This window comes from Streptomyces sp. V4I23 (genome assembly GCF_030817975.1).
Lineage (GTDB): Bacteria > Actinomycetota > Actinomycetes > Streptomycetales > Streptomycetaceae > Streptomyces.
This window is the reverse complement of the sequence record NZ_JAUSZW010000004.1, coordinates 1,051,538-1,074,382: the sequence shown is the minus strand read 5'-3', so window position 1 is coordinate 1,074,382 and position 22,845 is coordinate 1,051,538. Positions and strand designations below refer to the sequence as shown.

General features: G+C 65.2%; 19 protein-coding genes. 10 read left to right on the top strand and 9 right to left on the bottom strand.

What is annotated here, in order from left to right; translation table 11 throughout:
- Positions 1 to 479: 479 nt before the first annotated feature.
- The gene (locus tag QFZ82_RS39700) at positions 480 to 1,091 is read left to right on the top strand and encodes a glycosyltransferase family 4 protein (protein ID WP_373429248.1); all 612 of its coding nucleotides are present in this window, start codon (positions 480 to 482) and stop codon (positions 1,089 to 1,091) included.
- A gap of 11 nt (positions 1,092 to 1,102) precedes the next feature.
- Entirely contained in the window at positions 1,103 to 1,714 is a 612-nt protein-coding gene (locus QFZ82_RS07005) for a low molecular weight phosphatase family protein (RefSeq protein WP_307712299.1), read from the top strand.
- Positions 1,715 to 1,825: 111 nt separating this feature from the next.
- On the opposite strand, the gene QFZ82_RS07000 is transcribed toward QFZ82_RS07005, so the two are convergent.
- The 4 genes from QFZ82_RS07000 to QFZ82_RS06985 all read right to left on the bottom strand — a co-directional run bounded on the left by QFZ82_RS07000 (position 1,826) and on the right by QFZ82_RS06985 (position 5,374).
- A complete protein-coding gene (locus tag QFZ82_RS07000; RefSeq protein ID WP_307712298.1) occupies positions 1,826 to 1,957 on the bottom strand; it encodes a hypothetical protein in 132 nt (43 codons plus the stop codon).
- A 503-nt stretch (positions 1,958 to 2,460) separates the two neighbouring features.
- The gene (locus QFZ82_RS06995; RefSeq protein WP_307712297.1) at positions 2,461 to 3,216 is read right to left on the bottom strand and encodes a WecB/TagA/CpsF family glycosyltransferase; all 756 of its coding nucleotides are present in this window, start codon (positions 3,214 to 3,216) and stop codon (positions 2,461 to 2,463) included.
- Positions 3,217 to 3,267: 51 nt separating this feature from the next.
- Positions 3,268 to 4,368 carry a glycosyltransferase family 4 protein gene (locus QFZ82_RS06990; protein WP_307712296.1) on the bottom strand — a complete coding sequence of 367 codons (1,101 nt, stop codon included), beginning with the start codon at positions 4,366 to 4,368 and terminating at the stop codon, positions 3,268 to 3,270.
- A 215-nt stretch (positions 4,369 to 4,583) separates the two neighbouring features.
- Positions 4,584 to 5,374, bottom strand: a protein-coding gene (locus tag QFZ82_RS06985; RefSeq protein ID WP_373429404.1) for an IS5 family transposase whose coding sequence is annotated in 2 segments (ribosomal slippage) — positions 4,584 to 5,072 and positions 5,075 to 5,374 — 789 coding nt in all. Because the reading frame shifts where the segments join, the coding sequence is not laid out codon by codon here.
- 205 nt (positions 5,375 to 5,579) lie between these two features.
- Between QFZ82_RS06985 and QFZ82_RS06980 the strand changes: the two genes are divergently transcribed.
- The 5 genes from QFZ82_RS06980 (at position 5,580) to QFZ82_RS06960 (ending at position 11,514) form a co-directional block, all read left to right on the top strand.
- Complete coding sequence (locus QFZ82_RS06980) at positions 5,580 to 6,899, top strand: O-antigen ligase (RefSeq protein WP_307712294.1); 1,320 nt, start codon at positions 5,580 to 5,582, stop codon at positions 6,897 to 6,899.
- A 39-nt stretch (positions 6,900 to 6,938) separates the two neighbouring features.
- Positions 6,939 to 7,751 (top strand): bifunctional 2-polyprenyl-6-hydroxyphenol methylase/3-demethylubiquinol 3-O-methyltransferase UbiG, encoded by an 813-nt coding sequence (locus QFZ82_RS06975; RefSeq protein ID WP_307712293.1) that lies wholly within the window; start codon positions 6,939 to 6,941, stop codon positions 7,749 to 7,751.
- A gap of 179 nt (positions 7,752 to 7,930) precedes the next feature.
- A complete protein-coding gene (locus QFZ82_RS06970; protein WP_307712292.1) occupies positions 7,931 to 8,797 on the top strand; it encodes a class I SAM-dependent methyltransferase in 867 nt (288 codons plus the stop codon).
- A gap of 63 nt (positions 8,798 to 8,860) precedes the next feature.
- Complete coding sequence (locus tag QFZ82_RS06965; RefSeq protein WP_307712291.1) at positions 8,861 to 10,039, top strand: glycosyltransferase family 4 protein; 1,179 nt, start codon at positions 8,861 to 8,863, stop codon at positions 10,037 to 10,039.
- A gap of 122 nt (positions 10,040 to 10,161) precedes the next feature.
- A complete protein-coding gene (locus tag QFZ82_RS06960) occupies positions 10,162 to 11,514 on the top strand; it encodes a glycoside hydrolase family 27 protein (protein ID WP_307712290.1) in 1,353 nt (450 codons plus the stop codon).
- 18 nt (positions 11,515 to 11,532) lie between these two features.
- On the opposite strand, the gene QFZ82_RS06955 is transcribed toward QFZ82_RS06960, so the two are convergent.
- The 3 genes from QFZ82_RS06955 to QFZ82_RS06945 all read right to left on the bottom strand — a co-directional run bounded on the left by QFZ82_RS06955 (position 11,533) and on the right by QFZ82_RS06945 (position 14,485).
- Positions 11,533 to 12,060, bottom strand: coding sequence for a winged helix-turn-helix domain-containing protein (locus QFZ82_RS06955; RefSeq protein ID WP_307712289.1), 528 nt, complete (start codon positions 12,058 to 12,060; stop codon positions 11,533 to 11,535).
- A gap of 154 nt (positions 12,061 to 12,214) precedes the next feature.
- Positions 12,215 to 13,750 carry an oligosaccharide flippase family protein gene (locus tag QFZ82_RS06950; protein ID WP_307712288.1) on the bottom strand — a complete coding sequence of 512 codons (1,536 nt, stop codon included), beginning with the start codon at positions 13,748 to 13,750 and terminating at the stop codon, positions 12,215 to 12,217.
- Between the two features lie 3 nt (positions 13,751 to 13,753).
- Positions 13,754 to 14,485, bottom strand: a complete 732-nt coding sequence (locus tag QFZ82_RS06945; RefSeq protein ID WP_307712287.1) for a hypothetical protein — start codon at positions 14,483 to 14,485, stop codon at positions 13,754 to 13,756.
- Between the two features lie 382 nt (positions 14,486 to 14,867).
- Between QFZ82_RS06945 and wecC the strand changes: the two genes are divergently transcribed.
- Positions 14,868 to 16,109 carry a UDP-N-acetyl-D-mannosamine dehydrogenase gene (gene wecC / locus QFZ82_RS06940; protein WP_307712286.1) on the top strand — a complete coding sequence of 414 codons (1,242 nt, stop codon included), beginning with the start codon at positions 14,868 to 14,870 and terminating at the stop codon, positions 16,107 to 16,109.
- Here the strand turns inward: wecC and wecB are convergent.
- Positions 16,020 to 17,255, bottom strand: a complete 1,236-nt coding sequence (wecB, locus tag QFZ82_RS06935) for a non-hydrolyzing UDP-N-acetylglucosamine 2-epimerase (protein ID WP_307712285.1) — start codon at positions 17,253 to 17,255, stop codon at positions 16,020 to 16,022. The two genes, wecC and wecB, sit on opposite strands and share 90 nt — an antisense overlap.
- Positions 17,256 to 17,514: 259 nt before the next feature.
- Between wecB and QFZ82_RS06930 the strand changes: the two genes are divergently transcribed.
- Both QFZ82_RS06930 and asnB read left to right on the top strand, forming a co-directional pair.
- Positions 17,515 to 19,746 carry a bi-domain-containing oxidoreductase gene (locus tag QFZ82_RS06930; RefSeq protein ID WP_307712284.1) on the top strand — a complete coding sequence of 744 codons (2,232 nt, stop codon included), beginning with the start codon at positions 17,515 to 17,517 and terminating at the stop codon, positions 19,744 to 19,746.
- Positions 19,668 to 21,653, top strand: coding sequence for an asparagine synthase (glutamine-hydrolyzing) (gene asnB / locus QFZ82_RS06925; protein ID WP_307712283.1), 1,986 nt, complete (start codon positions 19,668 to 19,670; stop codon positions 21,651 to 21,653). Before QFZ82_RS06930 ends, asnB begins: the two co-directional genes overlap by 79 nt.
- Here asnB and QFZ82_RS06920 read toward each other — a convergent pair.
- A complete protein-coding gene (locus QFZ82_RS06920) occupies positions 21,629 to 22,792 on the bottom strand; it encodes a hypothetical protein (protein WP_307712282.1) in 1,164 nt (387 codons plus the stop codon). The two genes, asnB and QFZ82_RS06920, sit on opposite strands and share 25 nt — an antisense overlap.
- Positions 22,793 to 22,845: the final 53 nt, after the last annotated feature.

The window sequence follows — 22,845 nt, the reverse complement described above, 5'->3', positions numbered from 1 at the left end:
CCGTACCGAGCAGCCGACGCGCGGGCAGCTCGCTGCCGACGACCCGCTTCTGCAGCTCCGTTGAGTTGGCCGAGCCGACGAGCGTGCCCGGTGAGGCATTGCGTGGCACGCGAGTCTCAAACGTCGGAAACCCGCTTGAGCCGTTCGAGGAAGTGTGCCTGGCTGTCGTTTGCCCCCATCCCCTTGCCGCCAAGTCGCCGGGCGCACCGGGTGAGTTGCCATTGCGGTGGGGAAAGTCGACGTTTCCATTTCCTGCGGCCCTGCTGCGGAGCCACCTAGAACCGGCCGTGTGTCGCTCCTGGTCAGCACCTGATATGGGATCATGCGTGGCGTGACGCCATGCTGGATTGACATTCGATTCCATCGCCACGCCGGGAGTCTCCCTACCCGGTGGCGACTGAACAAAGCCCGCAGCAGAAGTGGCACATGAATGGAGCGGATTGCCATGCAGTCTGCGGCTGAGTTACCGAGTTCCCCCGATGCCGGGTGGTATGGAACGCCATGTGGAATGCCTGACGCGGGAGCAATTGAGCCGCGGGCACCGTGTGACCTTGGCTTTTCGTCACGGAACGTCGGTGCCGGACGGGGCTGCACGCCTGTCCCTCAGCAGGACCGCTCTGTCACGCTTGTTGGCGCCGAGATCCGACAGGGCCGCCTTCGCTGCGGAGGCGTCGGCGACGATCCGGCAGTTGGTCGGCGGCCCACATGCGCATGGCGTGGACCTGCTTCATCTGCACGGTGACCATGTCGAGGGCCCTGTTGCTGGCCCCCTGTGCCGCCGCCTCGGCATCCCGCTGTGCATGACCTTCCATGCCAGCTCCGAGATGAACGCTGCGTGCTGCGAACGCTGGTGGACGAGTCTCTCCACCGACCACGACCCGGTCTGCCCCAACCAGAACCGGAGAAACGCGGAGTGGGCCACGGCCCGACCGCATCCACCGCTCAGAGGGAAGCCTCACAACCCCCGGCCTCACGAGCGCTCACCCGAATGGCCCTGCCGATGTCGGCGACTCGGCGGCGTTCCCACCCGAAACGGCGATCCGACGCCCTGGCGGACATGCATCTCCCCGTCCAGCGGAGGTCACGGGTGAATACTGGCGCCATGCTCCACATTTTCGGGCCCTCTCCTTCCTCGTCGCCCGGCGTGTGCGTACCCGGGTTTCGCGTACTCGTCGTGTGCACCGGCAACCTCTACCGCTCCCCCCTCGCCGAGTGCCTGCTCAGGCAGCGGCTGCTCAATGCTCGGCAGAGGATCCGATTCGGCAGTGCGGGCACGCAGGCCCTCCCTGGTACGCCCATGGCGGCCACGGCGGCGTCCTTCCTCCTCGAGCGCGGCGCGGATCCCTCCGCGGCGAGCTCCCGCCGGCTGACGAAGGAATTGGTCGAGAGCGCGGATCTGCTGCTGGGTGCCGCAACGGACCATCGCGAGGCCGCTGTGCGTCTGTCTCCCGTATGGGCGTTGGCCCGAGCTTTCACCCTCTGTGAGTTCGCCCGGCTGGTGCGGGCAGAGGACGCCTCGGGCGTGGTGGATCCGGCGGCCCGGTTCGCGGCTCTTGTCCGGGGCGCGGCCGCTCGGCGTGGGGCCGCAGGGGAGCATCCGGGTGATGACGACATCGACGACCCTCTCGGTGCCCCTCCCCTGGAGGTGCAGGAGTGCCTGGTACAGATCGAGGGTGTGGTGGAGCGCATTGCCGCGGCTGTGCGGACCGGATGATTCGAAGGCGTTGAACGTGGCGAGGCCGGCGGGAGGATGGTGTCCTCTCGCCGGCCTCGCCACGGGATCCCAGCACTACTCAGGTTGAACTCGTAGACGTCGGCTGGTCGATCATGAGGGTTCGATGATCAGGCCGGTCTCCGCGAGGCAGCTGTCGATCAGGTGGGGGCGGAACTGGATCTTCTTCAGCCTGCGCTTCACGATCCGGACGAGACCGCCGAGGTCGGTGGCGACGAAGTTCACGATGGACCGCTTGAGGAGTGACCACGCACCTTCGGCCGGGTTCAACTCGGGTGAAACGACGGCATCTGGAACAACTGCAGCCACTCGCCGTGCTCGTCGATGAAAGTCTTCATCTGCGGGCACAGATGCACGTTCAGAGGTCGTTTTCTCCCGACGTTTCATCCCGTTATTGGTGTTTGATCCTGAGCTGTCGGGTCGCGCTAGGAGATGGTGGCTTCGCGCCCGTCCGGAACAATCCAACTCCACGTATCCCGCCCCATGCCAGCCTCAACGAGCCACAGCCACAGGACACGGTCCAAATATGCTTCACCTGATATAAGGAAAACTCTGGCTATTAGATGATGTTGACACCCGCGAACCGATATAGAGGACTCACCGTCGATCCGGTCGGGATGTGACACATCGGGCATGCCGTGCGCTGTAGGACGCGACCCGGTCCTGAGGGTTACCGGGCCCGCCTTCAGAGAAGTGGCCGGAGGGGGCATGCGCAGGGGCGGAAGGGTTCAGTGTCCCGTACCCGACCGCCCCTGTGCGGAGTTCGCACTGCGCCGGCTCCGCCGCCGGGCCCAGTAGGCGGCCACAAGGAGGACGAACCTCGTATTGCCCACCACGTAGCGCCGAAACATGCGACGCGGTTCCTGGATCAGGCGGTGAAACCACTCGAGTCCGGCCCGGCGCATCCACTCCGGCGCCCGGCTGCGGACGCCCGCCACCACGTCGAACGACCCGCCGACTCCGACCGCCAGGGCACACCCCAACTGCTCCAGGTAGCGCGCGAGGAAGTACTCCTTGCGCGGACTGGGCACGGCCACGAACAGGATGTCCGGCCGCGCCTCGCGTACAGCGGCCACCACCTGCTGATCCTGCGTCTCGTCCCAGTAGCCGTCCCGGTATCCGGCGATCTTGACGCCCTGTTCGGCGGCGATGCGTGCCGTCGCCTCGACCACCGAGGGCTCGGCGCCGAGCAGGTAGACGCCGTACCCCTTTTCAGCGGCTCTGCGCCACAGGGCCAGCATAAGGTCGATTCCGGTCACGCGTTCGGGCAGTGCCTGGCCGAGGAGGCGGCTGGCCCACACGACGGACTGTCCGTCGGCATTGACGAGCGAGCACGAGCGGATGATACGTGCCAGATCCGGATCCTCGTGGGCCTGGACCACCTTGGCCGCGTTCAGGACCACGTGCTGGTACGGACCGCCGTCCTCGATCAGAGCTTCCGCCGCCGCCATCGAGCCCTCAAGCGTCAGCGGGTGGACTGGCAAACCGCACACCATCACCGGTCGGTACGGGCCCACCGGCCTGCCTCCCGTTCCTCAAGGACGTGTGTCAGAAACCCACACGTCCTGCAAAAACCGCGCGAACGATTCCTTGACCCGGTCCGCCTCATAGAGTGGTCGAAGCTCCGCCCATAGCTTTTGCTGTCGTCGCCGGATGCCCTCGAGGTCGGCCACACATTCCTTGAGGAATCCGGTGACCGAGCCCACTGAGCTGTCGACCGGCTCCACACATCCCTGATCGAAGAGCTCGGCGCACCCGGGAGAATGTGTCGCTGCCACCACACAACCGGCCTGGAGCCCTTCGAGCAGTACAAAGGGCAGTCCTTCGACCCAGCGAGCCGGAAGAACGAATACGTCGATCCGGGACCAGAACGAAGAGACGTTCGCTGGCGGGAGCACACCCAGATCTTCGTCCACGCATGCCATGTGAGAGGCCGGTACGTCGAGGCGCAGCCCTGCGACGGAGAACTCCAGCCCGACTCCGCTGCTCTTCAGCTGATCAACCGCATCGCACAGGACGTCGAAACCCTTGGCCCGGCACATGGTTCCTAGCCAGCCGACCCGCAGGACCTGCGTCGGGCTCGGCGTTCGCCGGGACACGACGCTCTGAGGAATCGGATTGCGTACCACGGTGACTGATCTGGTATGGCAGCCACTGGCTTCCAGCTCTGCAGCGACTGCCTCGCTCAACACGATCCAATGGCTGCGCCCCAGCATCCTGCGCAACATGCGGTTCGCAGTGAGCCGGAACGGCAACTGGGCTCCGTGAAGATGCAGGACGGGAGCGCAGCCGAGCATCCTGGCCAGCATCACAAGGATCAGGTCGCGAAAAAGCGGAAGACCCCACTGAGAAATCGGTAGGTATATGGCGTCCGGTGATCGCGTGACAAGGACGTACACGCAGCGCCCGAGGCTCATGACGGTCGCAGAGGCCTTCGCCAGCCAGGAAGCCTCGAAACAGTTCCCCGAGCGGTCCGCCGACAGAGAAAGGACAGCCACTACCTGGCAGCGCGACCGCAACACCGGCGTGAAGAACTCGGCGGCCCGGCCCATACCACCGAGTTCCGAACTGTGCCTCAGAACAAGGAGAGTCGGCAGTGATACGTTCGGATGATTTCTCCTGCGGATCGGGAGCATTTCCCTCCTCCGTATTGAAACGTGTGGTGTGCGATGCGCACCGGGAGCCGGGTGTCTGTCAGCAGGAGGGGTTGAGTAAGCACTTGCGTCTTCTGCCTCGACTGTGGACGAATGCGCAGACCAGGAGATTTCCATGACATCACTCGGGTGCCGCCGAGTCCAGCAGAACACGTTGGGGCTTCGCATGACGCAAACGCTTTGAGCTCGTAACACGATCATGATCGATGCTTCTTGAGTCGTCGCCAGCAGATGAGACTGCAGGCGAGGGAGACGAAGGCATCGTGGAGTTCGGTGCGACGCTCCCAGCGGACGGCGAGGCGCTTGAACTGGTGGAGAAGAGCGAAGGTCTGCTCGACGACGTAGCGGAGCTTGCCCAGGCCCTCGATGTTCGGGGCACGCCTGCGGGAGATGACCGGCAGGATCCGGCACTTGTGGAGTTCGGCGCGGTTCGGGTTGGAGTCGTAGCCCTTGTCTCCGAGCAGAGCCTTGGGACGCCGTCGTGGGCGGCCGGGACGGCCCGCGACAGGCGGGATGCCGTCGACCAGGGCGAGCGTTTGGGTCACGTCGTTGACGTTGGCCGCAGTCGTGATGACCTTGAACGGAGTGCCGCGCCCATCGCAGATCAGATGGTGCTTGCTGCCAGTCTTCCGCCGGTCGACCGGCGACGGACCGGTGTCGGCTCCCCCTTTTTCGCGCGGACGTGGGAACCGTCCACGCACGCTCTGGACCAGTCCAGCTCGCCGGCCGCGTTCAGCTCGGCAAGCAAGATGCGGTGCAGCTGGTTGAAGACGCCGGCCTTCTGCCACCGCTCCAGCCGCCGCCAGCAGGTCTGACCTGAGCCGAACCCCAGCTCCGGAGGCAGAAGTTGCCAGGCGATGTCGTTATGCAGCACATAGCAGGATGCCCTGCAACAGAGACGATCCGACACCGGCCTCGGGCCGGGAGCTCTCTCGGGCCAGGGCGGCAGCAACGGCTCGATCAGCGCCCACAAGTCATCGTCCACGATCCACGGCCGGGTACTCACACCATACCGAACGGCCGAATCATCACATCGGTCACGGTCAACCTGGGCCGATCAACAAGATCGTGTTACGAGCTCTTTGGGGATGGCCCGATAGGGACCGGACTCGAATGAACCGTCTTCGACTCGCCCGACCTGTCGAGACGTATGTCCCACGCAGTGACGCTGACGTATGTCACAGTAGAGAACTGTGAACAGAGCAACGGGGATCACCGCAGGGCGCAAGTTGCCTTTGGTAGCTGGACTGGCCCTTGCGATTCTCTTGGGAGGCGACGTCACCTTCCGCTTCAAGGTTATGCCGTCGGTAACGGCCTCTGCAGCGATCACGGCGCTGCTCACCTACCTCTGGCTGCTGCTGTCGATCGGCATTCTGGCCTATCGGAAGACATCCGGAATCACCTGGAATGGGCATGTAGGCGACCATGGCGTACGGCGAGTTACAAGGGCATCGAAAGCCATTCCTGCGACCCTATGGATCTTCCTGTCCTGGGCGGTTCTCGTCACGCTATTAAACGGCGTTACTGTTGGCGGCCTGCAGAATCTGTCCTGCTATTTCCTCTTCATCGGAACCGCGCTGATCGTGTCTGGCGTCGCCTCGGAAGGAAGCAGCATCGGTTTCATCAAGGGCGTTGTGATCGTCGGATGGGTGCGAGCCGTCATGTACGGTGTTGATCTACTTCTGTCCGGATTCGGAGCATCCGGTGTGTCCGGTCCGAGGGTATTCGCAATTCAGGCGCTACTCATCATGGCCGTCGTCATCCCGTCGGGACGCGGTGAAAAAATGGCCCGACTCCTTCCGTACGTCCTGTTCCTCGAGATCGTACTCAGCGGGTCTCGCACTGCTATGGTGGCGGCCGCTCTATTGTTTGTATGGAGCCCCTTCACACGCGGACAACGTGGATTCCGTCCCGTGAGGAGCCTCGTCACGGTGGGACTTCTTGCGACTCTCGGCTACCTCGCTCTGACACATCTCCCACAACTGCGCAACCGGTTCCTTGCCGAAGACGTGACCCTCATCAATGGTACGCCGGTGAATACCTCGGGTAGGGACCTTCTGTGGGAAGTGGTGATCGCGCACGCACAAACCAGTCCATGGGCAGGACACGGCGCCGGGAGCGCCACGGCTATCATCCGAGAAATCGTGAGGACGGCGGGGGAGCCCCACAGCGACTACCTACGCTTTTGGAACGACTTCGGATTCATCGGACTCGGATTTTGGCTCTTGGGCTATATGGGAATCGCTGTCCGCTGTTGGCGGCGGGCCCGTGCACGCTCCAGCGGTGACGCGGGCGTACATTATGCGGCGCTCATGGCCCTCCTTGCCATTGGGCTGCTCGCTGTTACCGACAATGTATTGGTTTACTTTTATGCCATGGTCCCCTTCGGCGCACTCATCGGACTGAGTCTTGCGTGTCCGGAGTCAGTCGAAGTGAGTGGTTCCAGCAATCTCAAGGGCGACAGTCATACAGGTCTACACCGAGCGGATAAACCCGTGGCACTCGCCCGTTGATTGCATAGCCCTGCAAGTGCGGATAGATAGGACTGCTGTATGAATGCGGCTGAGACCGAGACCCCAATGGCGTGCATCCAAGAGCAGGAACATGGCGTTGGATACGATTACGCCAAGGGATCTCCGCACATTCTCCATCACGGCATCCGGGAGCGCGTTGTCGCAGGAATCAATCGGTCGGTGGGCAGCGTCCTGGACCGGAAGGGTAGCTGCCGTGTCTTGGAACTAGGCGCAGGTCACGGCGCCTTCACCGACCATCTGGTCGCCACCGGCGCCGAGGTTGAGGTGACGGAGATGAGCGCACCGAGTGCAGCGGTGCTCAAGCACCGATTCCGCCATAATCGGCAGGTTACCGTGACCTACGATCCCGATGGTGAGAGCCTGTCCGGCGGATCGCCGCTTGATGTCGTTGTACTCATCTCCGTCCTCCATCACATTCCGGACTATCTGCGCGCTGTGGAGCAACTCGTCGAACGCATCACACCAGGCGGTGCGTTCATGAGTTTCCAAGATCCGCTCTGGTACCCACGTCGATCGCGTTCTTCTATGAGCCTGGATCGTAGTGCCTACCTGATCTGGCGACTTGGACAGGGAGAAGCTCGACGTGGAATTGCTACGCGCCTTCGACGGATTCGGGGCGTCTACGACGAGAGTAACCCGGCTGATATGGCGGAGTACCACGTAGTGCGCCACGGCATTGATGAGAAGGCCCTGCAGAATCTGCTGGAGCCGGCCTTCGGCGAGGTAAAACTGGACTGCTACTGGTCTACGCAGTCCAGAGTGCTTCAAGCTCTCGGGGAGCGATTGGCGCCACCGACCACTTTCGGTATTGTCGCCCTCAACCGCCACTGAAGAGTCCGCCAAGCAGACTGGTTTTCTGTCCATCCGCTCAGAAAGCCGACACCAGCGCGTGTCCATCTCTTATTCGAATACTCGAAAGTCTCTGCGCGCGCCTGGTCGTTTCCAGGATTCTGGATGCTCAAGAAAGATGAGTTTAAGCCGACTTGGCTGGATGTGATCGGGAGAAGACTTTGCGTGAAGCAGAAATCCAGGACTTCTGGTCCGCCCACCCTTGTGGTGACCAGCTCTTCGGGAGTCCAAGCGGTGACCAGCGCCACAACTATGAGGAGTTCTTCTCCCGGTATGACCGGGCCAAATACAGGCTCGAACCACACATTCCACTCTGCTTGAACGGTCTCGACCTCGCAGGACGGCGGGTTCTGGAAATCGGGCTGGGGCAAGGCGCGGAGGCAGAGTTGCTGATCCGGCGGGGCGCCAGATGGGCGGGGGTCGATCTCACCGAGACCGCTGTGGAGCGGACGCGAACCCGGCTTGCTGTGCGCCACTTGCCCTTCGACGGAATCCACCGGGCAAGCGCCCTCGACCTTCCGTTTCCGGCGGATTCCTTCGACATCGTTTTCAGTCACGGAGTGCTGCATCACGTCCCAGACATTCACGATGCGCAGCGGGAAATTCACCGGGTCCTGAAGCCCGGCGGGCAGTTGGTGGTCATGCTTTATGCGCGCTGGTCCCTCAATTACCTGCTGTCCATCGGACTACTGCGCCGTGTCGTGTTGTTGACCGCTCACCCACTGTCCCGGCTGGGATTGCTGGGGAACCCCCGAGGCCTCCTGGGTGCTCATCTGGACAATGCGCGACGCTACGGCCTCTTGCGGTACCTGAGGATGGGAGAATTTATTCACCGGAATACCGACGGGCCAGCGAATCCGTATTCCCGTGTGTATGATAAGCGCGAAGTCCGGAAAGCGTTTTCTGAATTCGTCGTGACGAGAACAGAGAAGCGATTCATGCACGCTCCCCCTCTCCCCGTCCATGGCCTCCCCGGCGAGAAGGCTTTGGGCTGGCATCTATGGGTTTATATGCGTCCGAAAAAATGAGGGGCTGAAAGGCGAGGGAAGCAGGATCCTGGCATATTTCGCTGTTTCATGGGAGGAAGAAGTATGACTCGCCGTAGAATCACGATTGTCCAGCCGTACGTGCCTTCTTATCGGGTTCCGTTCTTCACCAGGTTGGCCAGCGACCTCGATGCCATGGTGAAAGCTGATTTGGTTGTCGCCCATGGCTCGCCGGCTACTGCGGTGAGTATGCGGGGCAATGCAGCGATGGACGAGTTGGAGTGCGCCGTACCGCTGCACCAGAGATCGTGGAACCTGGGAAAATCCGTGACGTACTTCAAGCGGCTGGGCAGCCTGCCGCGGCAATCCGATGCGGTGGTGGTCGAACAGGCTCTGCATAATCTGGAGACGTATCCGCTGCTGGTCAGAGCGGCGCTGCACCAGGCGGGTCTGCCTCTCGGTAACAAGGCGGTCGTCGGAATGTGGGGCCAAGGTCGAAACCATAACCGGGATGTGGGCGCCCCGGTACGAGCGGCCAAAAACATTATCACTCGTAGAGCAGATTGGTTTTTCGCCTACACGAACGGTGGTGCTGACTATCTGGAGGCCAAGGGATTTCCGCGGGAAAGGATCACCGTAGTACGTAACGCCACCGACACCGCTCGTTTGCGAGCGGCGCGGGACGCGGTCACCGGAAGGGAGATCGCTGATTATGCATCCGAACTGGGGCTGGTTCCCGACCGGACAGTACTGTTCCTCGGCAGTCTGGACGAGTCCAAGCGAATCCCGTTTCTTCTGGCGGCCGTTCCTGACATCGTGGCACAGCTTCCGGGATTCACCCTTCTGGTGGCGGGTGATGGGCCACAGCGGCCCCTCGTGGAATCGGCTGCCGCATCCGGTGACGGAGTGGTGTACGTGGGGCCGGTGCACGGTGAGCGACGTGCGCTGCTCGGCGCTGTCGCCCGGCTGATGCTCATGCCGCGCATGGTGGGGCTCTGCGCGGTCGACTCTTTCGCACTGCGCACGCCTCTGGTAACGACACAATGGCCTTATCACGGTCCAGAATTCGAGTATTTGGAACACGGGCGGAATGCAGTGATCGCAGTGGGCGGACCGAAGCAGTATGCGGAGGCCGTTGTGAAGACGTTGTCCAGTCCCGCATTGATGGACAAGTTGGTTGCCGGATGCGCAGCGGACGCTGAAAAATACACGGTGGAAGACATGAGTCGGCGATTCGCTGAAGGACTCGCGATGATGCTTGAGCGCAGCAAAGCGCATCAGTGAGCATATACATGTTTCGCCGGGCAGTCCCGATGGGACATTTCATCGACACGGACGATCAGGACATTGAGGATCAGAAATGCTCACCTCGGTGAGATATCTGGTCGGGGAAATAGGCGGTCGGTATGAAAGCACTACCTTTGGCCACGTCGGGGCTCAACCGCGCGACGTTCGTCGGCTGCGGCCGTGCATATAGGCGGCTGTGCCGGGCTCTTGCCGGTTTGTCGGCCATCCTGGTTTCCTCGGCGCTGGTCCTGTCTGACAGTTCCGCCTTCGAGACTCCGGAATCTCCCCAGGGAACGACAGGGACTCCGTCCTACCCAAACCTCGCTCCGACACCCCCAATGGGGTGGAATAGCTGGCTTTACTATGGATGCGATGTCACCGAAAAGGCGGTACTCGAGAACGCAAGGGCATTGGTCCGCAGCGGACTTGCCGCCAGAGGTTACAACACCGTGACCATCGATGAATGTTGGATGACCACGAAGCGTGATCGTGCAGGAGATCTCGTTGCGAACCCGGTGAAATTCCCTCATGGCATGCCATTTGTCGCTCGCCGGCTCCACGAGATGGGGCTGAAGTTCGGTATTTATGCGGATGCTGGAACTACCACCTGCACCAAGAAGTTTCCGGGCAGTGTCGGGCACTTTCAGCAGGACGCCAATCTGTTCGCCCGGTGGGGTGTCGACTACCTCAAGCTGGATGGGTGCCATGTGCCCATCGCGCCGAGCGAGACGAAGGAGGAGACTTTCCATGACGTCTACCGGCAGATGAGCCAGGCCCTGCTCAACACGGGCCGCCCCATTGTCTTCTCGGTGTCTGCGCCCGCGTACTTCCAGTACGACGGCGACTCCGTGTGGCGCAAAGTGATCGGCTGGTCCTCCGACATCGGGAACCTGTGGCGAAGTGGACGGGATATCGCCTCGGAGCGTGCTGCCCCGGCCGCCAAGTGGCCATCGATCAAATATAATTTCGATTATAATTCTCTGCTGGCAGACATGCAAAAGCCTGGGCGCTGGAACGATCCGGATTTTCTGCTTGCAGGGAACTCGGGGCTGACCACAGAAGAGATCCAGAGCCAGATGGCCCTGTGGTCGGTCATGGCGGCGCCGCTGATCTCCGGCACAGATCTGACGAAGCTCTCGCCGGCTGCTTTCGACGTTCTGAGCAACCGTGAGGTCATTGCTGTCGACCAGGACCGCCTTGGAATCCAGGGCCGCATCGTTGACAAGGGTGCCGGCTTCGCGGTGCTGTCCAAGCCCCTGGCGAACGGTGACCGGGCAGTGGCGCTCTTCAATTCCGGTGAGACGGAGCGGGCCATCACCACGAGCGCCAGGGCGGTAGGCCTGCCCGCTGCCAGGTCGTACTTGCTCAAGGACCTCGTTACAGACCGGGTCGGCCGGGTGGGCGGCACCTTCAGCGCGCGGGTGGCACCCCACGCAACGAAGCTCTTCCGCGTCAGAGCCTTGTCCTATTGATCCGAAACTCAATCGGTTCTATTCGAGGATGTAGCGGACGTGCGGGCCGCCGAAGTAGCCACGGATGATGTGTGGCTGGCGCTGTCGCCGGTGGAAGAACCTGCGGGTTTCGGCGGCGGGTTGGGCCGGGTCGCGGGCCCTGCTGTGCATGGGCAGACTCCGTTGAGGTCGGTGGTGACCAGTTCGTCGGGGCTGGAAGGACAAGCCCCAGCGGCTCAGGGACTTGCTCGCACCCTGCTCGGTCAGCCGCACCTGGTACAGCTTGGTGATCAAGTCGCGCACGCCGGCCCGGGTCCACAACTGGCCCGCGAGGCCAAGGTCGCACGGCCGGTGATCCGGCACGGTCTGCCGGATCACCTGCTGCTCAGCCTCGCTGAGGAGCTGATGGCCGCCGACCCGGCGCCCGCGCGGCTGGACCACGAGCGCCTCACGTCCGCCCGCCGGCCACTTCGCCCACCAGTTGTCCACGGCCTCGAGTGAGACCTTGAACAGCGCTGCGACGTCCTCACGGTCCCGGCCTGCCACCAGTGCGGCCACCGCCCGCATCAGCGGAGTTTCTTGCGCCGATGGCAATAACTGCCGTGCGTCCCCCAGCAGGTCACTCACGCAGGAATCAACGGGGCGGTAAACCCTACCGTTTCGGATCAATAGCGGCACACCGTGCCGTCGGGGCGGCAGGTGGCGCCTGTCTGTGTCAAGTTCAGGGGGACAGCGCCGACTTCGTCCTGTCTCCGAGCAGACCACAGCGCTTGACGATCGCGTAGAGCGGCAGGCGCCTACGAAGCGGGTAGCAGCCGAGGGTGATCGCGACTGTCGCGGTGAAACCGTAGAGCAGGGATTCCACCGGGCGGTGGCCGACGGTGACCAGCCTGGCCGAGACGAACAGAGCGGTGCCGATGGCCGCGTGCGTCATGTGGGCACGAAGCAGAGCGCGCAGGTGGACCACCCCATCTCTCCGCCATGAGAGGAGCTGTGCGATGTGGCCGAGAAGAGGGCCGGTCACGGCAGCCGCGGCGAACACGGTGAGGCTGTGGGTCGCAGCCGCGGCAGCCACCGCCACGGAGCTGCCGCCGATCACCGCGATCTTGGTCACGGCCATGGAACGTGAGGCTCTTCTGACCTGGTCGACTGAGCTTCCGACCGAGCAGATGAGACTCAGTGCGCTGCCGACTGCGAGCACGGGTACGAGGGCGACGGCCGACCCCCAGCCGGGACCCAGCAATAGTTCGAGAAGGGGGGGACCCATGCCTGCCATGGCCCCGAAGGGAACGAATGCGACAGCCGAGGCGCCAAACAGGATCGCATGCACGACCTGAACCGGAGGCGCGCAGCCCATTTTTTGCGCGTCGGCCATCGCAGGAGTCGTCGTGAAGTTGATCCCCTGAGTCAGAAGCGCCCGGGGAATCGAGGCGAAGAGCCAGGCACGTGAATAACAACCGGCAGCCGTGGGCCCCAGCAGTCGCGCAACGCACCACAGGGGGGAGTTGCTCGTGGCGAAGTCGACAAGGTTGTGGACACTCAGGCCACCCGATTCCCTGAGAAGGTTCAGAACTCGGACGTGAGGGCCGATCGGTGGCCTGCGCCGAGAGTGGGCGAGCGTGGTCGTTCCGAAGATCAGCATTGCTGCGCTGGTGATCGGCGGGACTGCGGCGAGGCCCCAGGGATTCCAGCCATCCAAGATCAGGAGCGTACCTCCGGAGAGCCCGACTGCCAGACCGAGCAGTTCGTTTCCGGCTGCCCGCTTCGCCTGACCAATGCGACGGAGCGTGGCATTCGTGACTGTCGCGGCAGGGTGGAAGAGAAACTGAAGCGCGAGCAGCCTCAGCGTAGGCTCGACAGAGGGAATCTTCCAGAGCATGGCGCACAGTGGTGCGGCGGCGTACGTGACAAGGAAACAAACAATCCCGCTGACGAGTGCGATTCTTCGGGCCGCTCCCAGCAATTGCTGGGTCACACACTCCACTCGGAGCAAGTGACTGTACAAACCGGCGCACGCCACATGGGAGAAGAATTGCGTGGCCGTAAGTGCAATGGCGTAGGAACCGTAGTCCCCGCTGTCCACCGTCCGGCCGGTAAACGCGGTGTAGGCGAGAGTCAGTAGAACGCTCACCAGCGAGCAGATATAATTCCATGTGATGCTTGAAAGCAGTGAACGTGAGGTTGAGCTTCCCTTTTCTTCATAGAGTTCTTGTCCCGGGATTTCTTGTCTCTCGCGATAGATCTTGCGGTGGCTCAATTCCTAGCTGTCCTTGATGAAAATATCGGTCTGCCCCCAACCGACCTGCTGAGGAACGGCTCCCCGGAAGGTCAGCCTTCGGAACCCTGTCAATTCGTCCAGCGCCTTCCAGTACGTTTGGCGGTCGGTGTTGTCCACGATCAGGATGCCTCCGCGCTTGATTCTTGGCACGGCGTGTCGGATGCATGAGGGACGTGAACGCCCGTCGATCAACACAAGGTCGAAACCTTCTGCCGGGAATTCATCGATCTGGGTGACATAGGAGCGAAAGCTGTATCCCGGATAACTTGGGTCGGATGACAGATATGCTCCAGGATCATCGATTTGGCCAGAAATTTCCGAGCTCATGGGCGGCGACGGCGGCACCAGCCGGTAGTCCGCCCTTTTGAGCAGGCTCGTCTTCAACCTGCCGTGCCAGTGGGGATCATGCTCGATGCTCACGCACTCCGCGCCTTTGCTGAGCCAGTAAAAGGTTGATCCGCCGCTGCCGTACTCAAAGATTCTCCTGCCCTGGATCTGCTGCTTCTCCAGATATTCAATGGCGTCGAAAGTGATCCACGGAGATGGCTTGCGCAGCAGATATCCCGGCAGCATGGACGGAATCCATCTCAGGATGTGCCTACGTTGATCCCTGCGGATGAGCAGCAGGCAGCTGAAAAGGATCATCCGAAGAAAGCGGTAGATCTTCTTGGCCCACCAGGTGAGGCGTGCAAGGAGAGTTGATCTATCTGTCATCGGTTTTCCTTCCTCCGGTTACTGCCCCTCGGATCAATGATCCCTGTGTCGTCGACTGTCTTTGAGGGGCCACGCCGCTCGAAGGTGTATAGAATTTCTGTTCGGGTGAGTATCCGTCTGCTATGTCGGGGTTCACGGTGCGCGGCCTGTCCCGTCGAATGCTGGTTCTATTCGCGGTGCGCCGTCTTTCCGGCGCGCCTGGTGGCCGTCATCATGCACGCCGCGCGGGTGATGTCCGAACGGGCGACCGTGGGGGACATGCCGAGAGGGAAATTTCTATGGATCGCGCAATTTGAGAGGCTGTGGCCAGCTCTGTTGGAGGCGCTGCTATGCGGGCCTCGACGACTAATCGTGTAATCGTCCGTCCCTGAGAGGAACTCAAGTGGTGTCCACTGTCTGTGTAGTCGGGCTCGGCTACATCGGTCTCCCCACGGCTGCGGCCCTTGCCACCAATGGAATCCAGGTCACCGGCGTCGACATCAACCCCGTCACCGTCGATCTCATCAACGCGGGTCGTGCCCCGTTCGTGGAGCCGGACTTGGCTGTGGCGGTCAGCGGTGCCGTGGCCATGGGCCGATTGCGGGCGACCAAGGCTCCCGAACCAGCAGATGCCTTCATCATCGCCGTGCCCACACCGTTGTGCGAGGACAACACCGCGGACCTGTCGCACGTGAAGAGCGCCGCGGTGTCGGTCGCAGAACATCTCAAGGCGGGCGACCTGGTGGTTCTGGAGTCGACATCCCCACCCGGCACTACCGTCGAGCTGTCGCGATGGCTTTCGAAGCACCGTCCAGACCTGTCCTTTCCCCACGACGCCGGGGAGGCCGCGGACGTAGGGGTGGCGCACTGTCCCGAGCGTGTCCTGCCAGGCCGGATCATGTTTGAGATCGTGACGAACGACCGCATCATCGGGGGTGTCAGCACCGCTTGCGCGGAACGGGCCCGCAGACTGTACGAGGTGTTCACCAAGGGTGAGTGCCTGCTCACCGATGCCACCACCGCCGAGATGGCCAAGCTCAGCGAGAACGCCTTCCGGGACGTCAACATCGCGTTCGCCAACGAGTTGTCGATGGTCTGCGACCATCTCGGCATCGATGTGGGGGAGGTCATCGCCCTCGCAGGCCGCCATCCACGCGTCGACATCCTCCGGCCCGGCCCTGGAGTCGGCGGTCATTGCATCGCCGTCGATCCGTGGTTCATTGTCAGCGCCGCGCCCCAGCAGGCGCGCCTGATCAGGCTCGCCCGCCAGGTCAACGACGCCAAACCGGTCCATGTCGTCAACGAGGTGGTCCAGACATCCGGCCGCTTCAAGGAGCCCGCGATTGCGTGCATGGGGCTGACGTTCAAGGCGAATGTCGATGACCTCAGGGAGAGCCCCGCCCTGCACATCGTCAACGAACTGGCCGACCGGCAGGCTGGCCGACTGCTGGTGGTCGAGCCGCACATCACCGAATTGCCAGCCTCACTGGCCGGTACAGGGCGGGCGGAGCTCGTCGACATCACCACAGCCCTGCGCGAGGCGGATGTCGTGGTCCTACTCGTGGACCATGATGCCTTCCGTGGGGTCAAGCAGACGGCGCTGCGCGGCAAGGCGGTCTTCGACACCCGCGGCTTCTGGCGCTGACCCCGCCGTGAAGTCGGCCGGGCGCTGACACAACCCCATCCAGTGGCCAATGGCCTGTACTGCCCTGTGAGCCGCCCGGCCGTCGCCGTAAGGGTTGATCGCCTTCGCCATCGAGGCGTAGACCTCCCGGTCGTGCAGGAGCCGGAGCACCTGCTTCACGATGTTCTCGCGTTCGGTTCCGACCAGGCGGCTCGTGCCCGCCAGGACCGCCTCCGGGCGCTCCGTGGTGTCCCGCATCACCAGCACCGGCTTGCCCAGGCCGGGGCCCTCCTCCTGGATTCCGCCGCTGTCGGTGAGGATGAGGTGCGACCGGTCCATCAGCCGGGCGAACTCGCCGTACGCGAGGGGTTCCGTGAGGCGCACGCTTCCGACGTGGGCCACCTGCGGCAGGATCGCGTCCCGCACGACCGGGTTGGGGTGCAGCGGGAACACAATGACGAGGTTGGGCTCGGCGCGGGCCAGATCGGCCAGGGCGCCGCCGATGGCCCGCATTCCGTCGCCCCAGGACTCGCGGCGGTGGGCCGTCACCAGCAGGACCCGGTGGGTGGTGTCGTCCAGGTCGGCCAGTTGCGGGTCCACGTACTGCGCCTTCTGTTCGACCGCCCAGTGCAGGGCGTCGATCACCGTGTTCCCGGTCACCACGACGGAGGCGGCGGCGACGCCGTCCCGGACCAGGTTCTCCCGGGCGTGGAACGTGGGCGCCAGGTGGAGGGTCGCCAGCTGGGTGGCCAGCCGACGGTTGATCTCTTCGGGGAAGGGCGCGTACCTATCGTCGGTGCGCAGTCCCGCCTCCAGATGGATGACGGGAATCCGGTGGTAGAAGGCGGCGAGGGCGCCGGCGAACGCCGTGGTCGTGTCCCCCTGGACCAGCACCGCGTCCGGACGCTCGTGCCGCAGCACCGGAGCGAGGCCGTTCAGGGCCCGTACGGTGATGTCGGACAGCGTCTGACCCTCGCTCAGAATGTCCAGGTCGTACGCAGGGCGGATGCCGAACAACGCGTGCACCTGGTCGAGCAGGTCACGGTGTTGCGCGGTGACCGTCACCATCGGTTCGAAGTGCGCGGACTGGTGGAGTGCCTGGATGACGGGAGCCATTTTGATGGATTCCGGTCTGGTGCCGTAGACAACCATCAATCGTCGCTTCACCGGGTCTCCTTTGCTCGGATGCCTTTTGACCGCGGTCTTCAGCGAAGCGGTTTTTCGGGCCCGTGCCCGCGACGTCCGAGCCGTGTTCACTCCTGCTGGTGGAGACGTTCGGCCGTCTGGGCCTTTCACCATCCGGTGCGCACTGCTGGGTGAATTCCCTGCCTACAGTTCCTCGGGCGCCTGTCTCTCTCTTCCGAAAAGGCAAGAAATGAAAACAGTGCTCTTGTCCCCGCGTACCGGTGCCGTCACGGTCGGAGAAGTGCCCGTTCCCGCAGCGGCCTTCGGAACGGTGGTGATTCGCAACGACTACTCGCTCATCAGCGCAGGTACGGAGCGGGCCACGGTCTCGACCGGTGCGCAGAGTCTCGTGGGCAAGGCGAGGCAGCGCCCCGAGCAGGTCAAGCAGGTACTCGACACCTTGAAGCAGAACGGGCTCGTCGACACCTACCGGATGGTGCAGGACCGGTTGGACAGGCCGATGCAGCTTGGATACTCATGCGCGGGAACGGTTCTGGAGACGGGCGAGGGCGTCGACGACATCCGCCCCGGAACGCGTGTCGCCGCAGCGGGGGCCCGCTATGCCTCGCACGCGGAGATCGTCGCCGTGCCCCGCAACCTCGTGGTGCCGGTGCCGGAAGGTGTCGACACCCAGTGGGCAGCCTTCGCCACGGTCGGTGCGATCGCGCTCCAGGGCATCCACCAGGCCGAGGCGGTGCCTGGATCGCGGATCGCCGTCGTAGGTCTGGGCCTTGTCGGCCAGATCACGCTTCATCTGCTGCGTGCCTACGGTTACGACGCGGTCGGCATCGACCCCGACCCGGCCATGCTGGCACTCGCCGAGTCGGCGGGCCTGGCGGCGTACCCGCGCGCGGCGGACGACCTGCCCGGGGTGCTGTCCCGGCGCTGGGGCGGCACAGGTGCGGACGCCGTCCTGGTCACGGCGGCGACCTCCAGCTCCGACCCCGTCGAGTTCGCGGGCCTCCTCGCGCGCGACCGCGCCACCGTCGTGATCGTCGGAGACGTGCATGTCGCGCCGCCGCGGTCGTCGTACTACGGCAAGGAACTGACGATCCGCTACGCCAGGTCCTACGGCCCCGGCCGCTACGACCCGCGTTTCGAGGAGGGCGGCCAGCCCTATCCCGAGGGATACGTACCGTGGACGGAGCGGCGCAACCTGTCGGAGGTGCTCCGGCTGCTCGCCACGGACGGCGCGCTGGACTTCGCCGCGCTGAAGCCCCGCGTCTTCCCGATCGAGGAGGCGGCCGACGCGTACGAGGCCCTGAAACCGTCGGACAGCGGCCGGAGCGTGGCCCTGCTGCTGCGATATCCCGGCACCGCCCAGCTCCCGCCCGCGCCCACACCGCGACCTGCGGCCCGCTCCGGCGCCTGGAGCGCCCCGCACGGCCCGCTGCGGATCGCGGCCATCGGCGCGGGCAACTTCGCCACCAAGATGCTCTTCCCCCAGCTGAAGAGGGAGTCCGGTGTCAACTTCTCGTGGGTCGCCAGCGGCCGCGGGCTGTCCGCCGCGCACCAAGGCAGGCGCTGGGGTTTCCGTACCATCGCCGAGAGTCCCGAGACCGGCCTGGCGTCCGGCGACGCCGACTGTGTGATGGTGCTCAGCCGCCACGACAGCCACGGCCGGTACGCGGCGCAGGTCCTGCGCGGCGGCGCCGCCCTGTACTGCGAGAAGCCGTTGGGCCTCACGGAGGCGGAGCTGGAGGAACTCGCGGATGCGTGGCTGGAGTCTGGTGCCCCGGCGGTGGCTGGCTTCAACCGGCGGTTCGCCCCCGCGATGCGGGACCTGCGGGCGGCGCTGCCGGAGGGCGCGCCGCTCCAGATCACCTACCGGGTCTTCGCCGGCCGCCTGCCGTCCGGCCACTGGTACTTCGAGCCTCGGCAGGGCGGCCGGCTGCTCGGCGAGGTGTGCCACTTCATCGACGCGGTGGGCTTCCTCGTACCCGGACGACCGGTCGACGTGCGGGCCGCCGGGGTGGACGTGCGGGACCCGGTCGCCGTGCAGAGCGTCACGCTGCAGCTCACCTACGACGACGGGTCGACCGCGTCGATCGTGTACGGAGGGCTGACCCCGCCCGGCGCTCCCAAGGAACTCCTCGAGGTGGCCACCGACGGCTTGGCCGCCAGGATCGACGATTTCCGCACGCTCACCGTGTGGAACGGGGACAGACCCGTCACCACGAAGTACCGCGGCGCCTCCAAGGGGCACATCGGCGAGATGCGCGCACTCGTCCGCGTGGTCCGCGGTCAGATCCTCGACGAGGAGACCACCCGCGCGGCGGACTTCGCGTCCGCTCTGTGGAGCTCACTGTTGGCCTGCCGCGCCGCCCGCGCCGTCACGGCCGGCGGTGCCGTGGAGGCGACTCCCGCCACACCGGCCCTGGCCAGGGCACTGGATTGCTCGGCTTCGGGCAGCGCCGCGGCCACCGCCGTACCGAGGCCGTCCAGCGGTTCCTCCTCAGCGGCCGCATTCTGATGTGCGGCTTCGTCGTCCTCCTCAACGGGAGCGCAGAGTCCTCGTCGTCGTACGCCGACCCGTGCAAGGCGATCGCGCACCGAGGGCCCGACGCGAGCGGTCACATGGGCCTCCGCGGTCCCCACTGGCAGGCGGAACTGTACTTCCGGCGCCTGGCCGTCGTGGACCTCGATCCGCGCAGCGACCAGCCCTTCGGCTCCCCGGAGCGTGGCGTTCTGGTCTACAACGGCGAGATCTACAACGCCTCGCAGTTGCGGGAGACGCTGCGCAGGCGGCACGTGACCTTCACGACCGAGGGTGACACCGAGGTCCTGTACGAGTTGCTGCTGCAACCGGACGCGTCGCGGCTGCTCGACCAGGTCGACGGGATGTTCGCCTTCGTCCTCGTCCTGCCCGACGGAGAGCTGCGTTACGGGCGTGACCGGCTGGGCGTCAAACCGCTGTACACCGCGGCGGACTCCGCGGGCCGCCTGGCGGCGCTCGCCAGCGAGATCGAACCGCTGCGGGCGACCGGACTGACGGGTGACGCGGACCCGGTCGCGGTGGCGCAGGGCGCCATGTTCCTGTGGACACCGCCACCGCGGACAGGCTGGCAGCGCGTGCGGGCGGTGCCGACCGGGATCGTGCTTGCCCACCGTCCTCCGTCGTACGACGAGCCGTCACCATGGTGGCGGGCCGCTCCCGTGGCACCAGCCGAGGACATCCGTGCAGCGGTCCGGAAGTCGGTCGCCCGGCAGGTGCGCGCGGACGTCACGGTTGGGCTGCTGCTCAGCGGCGGCCTGGACAGCACCTGGCTCGGCGTCGAACTGGCCGGGAAGGGTTTCACGGGGCCCGCCTTCGCGGCCAGGCCGGGCACGAGTGCCGCCGCCTCCGCCGAACCGTTCGAGGACGACGCCCCGTACGCCGCCAAGGTCGCCGACCGGCTGGGTCTGCCGCTGACCTGGGTCGACCTCGATGTCGACGTGCTGCGCCGGATCCCGGAACTGGTCACCACCATGGAGCTGCCCTTCGGTGACCCCGCCGCGTTCGCCCTCCTGCAGCTCTCCCACGCGGCACGCCGCGAGGCGACCGTGCTGCTGTCCGGACTCGGGGTCGAGGAGCTGTTCCTCGGATACGAGCGCTACCAGGCCGTGCAGTTGCTGCAGCGGCTGCCTGCCTGGGCGCGCCCCGCCCTCGGTGCCACCGTCGCGGTACCCAGGCCGCGGCGCTACCGGGGACGTGCCGACAAGTTCGGTCGGCTGCTCCAGCTCGGCCCCCGCGACTGGTCCTGGGCGACGCAGGCGTACTACTCCGGGCGGGAGTGGGCGGCCCTCTCGCCCGTCGTCGGGCTGGAGGCGGTGACCGAACGGCACCGCGCGGTTGCGGGCGCGGTGCTCGACGGCGGCGGTACGCCCCTGGCGGCGCTCGCGGAGTGCGACCGGCGGCTGTTCCTGCCGGGCCTGAACCTGCTCTACGGCGACCGTGCCTCGATGCGCGCGAGCGTGGAGCTGCGGGTGCCGTTCCTGGGCGAACCGGTGGTGGCCTGCGCCCTCGGCGCCGTCGCGGAAGAGCAACTGCGGCTCGGCAACGGCAAGGCGCGCTTCCGCGCGGCGGCGGTCGCGGCAGGGGTGCCCGAGTTCGTCGCCCGGCGCCCCAAGACTGGGTTCGGGGCTCCGGTGCGGTCGCTGCTGCGCGAGCACGGGGCCCGGCTGTGGCCCGAGGTACGGCGTTCGCCGGTGTTCGATGACGTCTTCGACCGGCGGGTCGCCGACCGGCTCGTCGCCGAACACGTCCAGGGCGGCCGTGACCGGGGTCTCGCGGTCTTCGGGCTGTTCTGCGCGGCCGTCTGGTGGGAGCTCAACGCGGTCGGAGGCCCGGGCCGGGCCTCCGACGTCCTGACCTGCTACACCGCTCCCGCTCTCGGCTGACCCTCCGGGGCGCGGCGCGGCTCCGGCGCCGTGCCCCGAGTCGACACGACCGCGTACAGGGCGGTCAGCGCGTCCAGCAGGGGCGCGGTGCTCCACCGGGGCGACTCCCACAGGGCCCGGTTGCCCGGGGCGCTACCTGCGGGCGTGTCCGTGCCGAGGCTGGGGTACCGGTCCGCGACGGCCGCGAGTACGGCACTGGCGAAGCCGGTCGGTACGAAGCCGCGTTCGGCCGCCCACGCGGCCATCCGCACTGCCGTGGCGTCGTTGTTGGGGTCCCGCCGGGTCCCGCCGTCGGCGAAGTACCGGGGCAGGGTCCCTTCGAAAAGGCTCCGCAGGTAGTAGCGGGTACCTCGCTCGAGAGGGTCCTCCACGTCCAAGTTCAATCGGGCCGCTGCCTGTTCGAGGCGGAGAAGCACGTATCCCGTATGAAATCCGTCCACCCATTCCAGTCGCGGACCGCGGGCGTAGGGCCAAGAGCCGTCGGGGCGCTGGCCATCCACGCTGACCTCGACCGCCCGCCGGGCGGCGTCCAGGAGGCGGTGCGCCAGATCGCCGGGCAGCGTCCCGGTGCGGGCCAGACGGGAGGCCAGTGCGGCACCCATAAGGTTGGCGTTGTGGACCAGTACATCGCTGGTCGGCGTGTAGGTGAAGAACACACCGTTGTGCAGGTGGGTGAGCAGTCCGCGAGCCAGTGAGCACACGGCCTCGTCGCCGAGCGTCCCGGTGTCCAGGCAGCCGTCCGCGCAGAAGGTGGTGGCCACGAGGTTCGGGACGGAGGCGGGGTAGTACGACCAGCGGGTCTGTACGTCGAACTCGTAGCGCCAGAGCCCGGCGTAGCGCCCGGACATCTGCTCGGCGGCGGTCCGCCGACCCAGACGCAGGGCGCGATCCCGCCACTCCGGCGAGGCGGCGAGCCGGGCACAGGCGCCAGCCGCCATTCCGGTCGCCGTCGCGGTGCGCAGCGGACGGATGCCCAGGAACGGCCGCAGGTCGATCGTGCTGCGCTTGACGGTCTGCAGAAGCGCCTGTCGGAGCACGCGGTACACGGCCAGTCGTCCCAGCGGGCCGGTCAGCCCGTCGTAGGGATCCGGACCGGTCCAGGTACGGGCGTCCGCCCATCGGAACAGATCGTCCGCCATGGCCAGTACGGTGTCAGCGCCCGAGGGTCCGCTGAAGCGGATGTCCGCGGCGG

Coding starts and splice junctions, on each gene's coding strand:
- QFZ82_RS39700 (WP_373429248.1), top strand. CDS start 480: ATGCCGGGTGGTATGGAACGCCATGTGGAATGCCTGACGCGGGAGCAA.
- QFZ82_RS07005 (WP_307712299.1), top strand. CDS start 1,103: ATGCTCCACATTTTCGGGCCCTCTCCTTCCTCGTCGCCCGGCGTGTGC.
- QFZ82_RS06990 (WP_307712296.1), bottom strand. CDS start 4,368: ATGCTCCCGATCCGCAGGAGAAATCATCCGAACGTATCACTGCCGACT.
- QFZ82_RS06975 (WP_307712293.1), top strand. CDS start 6,939: ATGAATGCGGCTGAGACCGAGACCCCAATGGCGTGCATCCAAGAGCAG.
- QFZ82_RS06965 (WP_307712291.1), top strand. CDS start 8,861: ATGACTCGCCGTAGAATCACGATTGTCCAGCCGTACGTGCCTTCTTAT.
- QFZ82_RS06960 (WP_307712290.1), top strand. CDS start 10,162: ATGAAAGCACTACCTTTGGCCACGTCGGGGCTCAACCGCGCGACGTTC.
- QFZ82_RS06955 (WP_307712289.1), bottom strand. CDS start 12,060: ATGCGGGCGGTGGCCGCACTGGTGGCAGGCCGGGACCGTGAGGACGTC.
- QFZ82_RS06945 (WP_307712287.1), bottom strand. CDS start 14,485: ATGACAGATAGATCAACTCTCCTTGCACGCCTCACCTGGTGGGCCAAG.
- QFZ82_RS06920 (WP_307712282.1), bottom strand. CDS start 22,792: ATGGCGGACGATCTGTTCCGATGGGCGGACGCCCGTACCTGGACCGGT.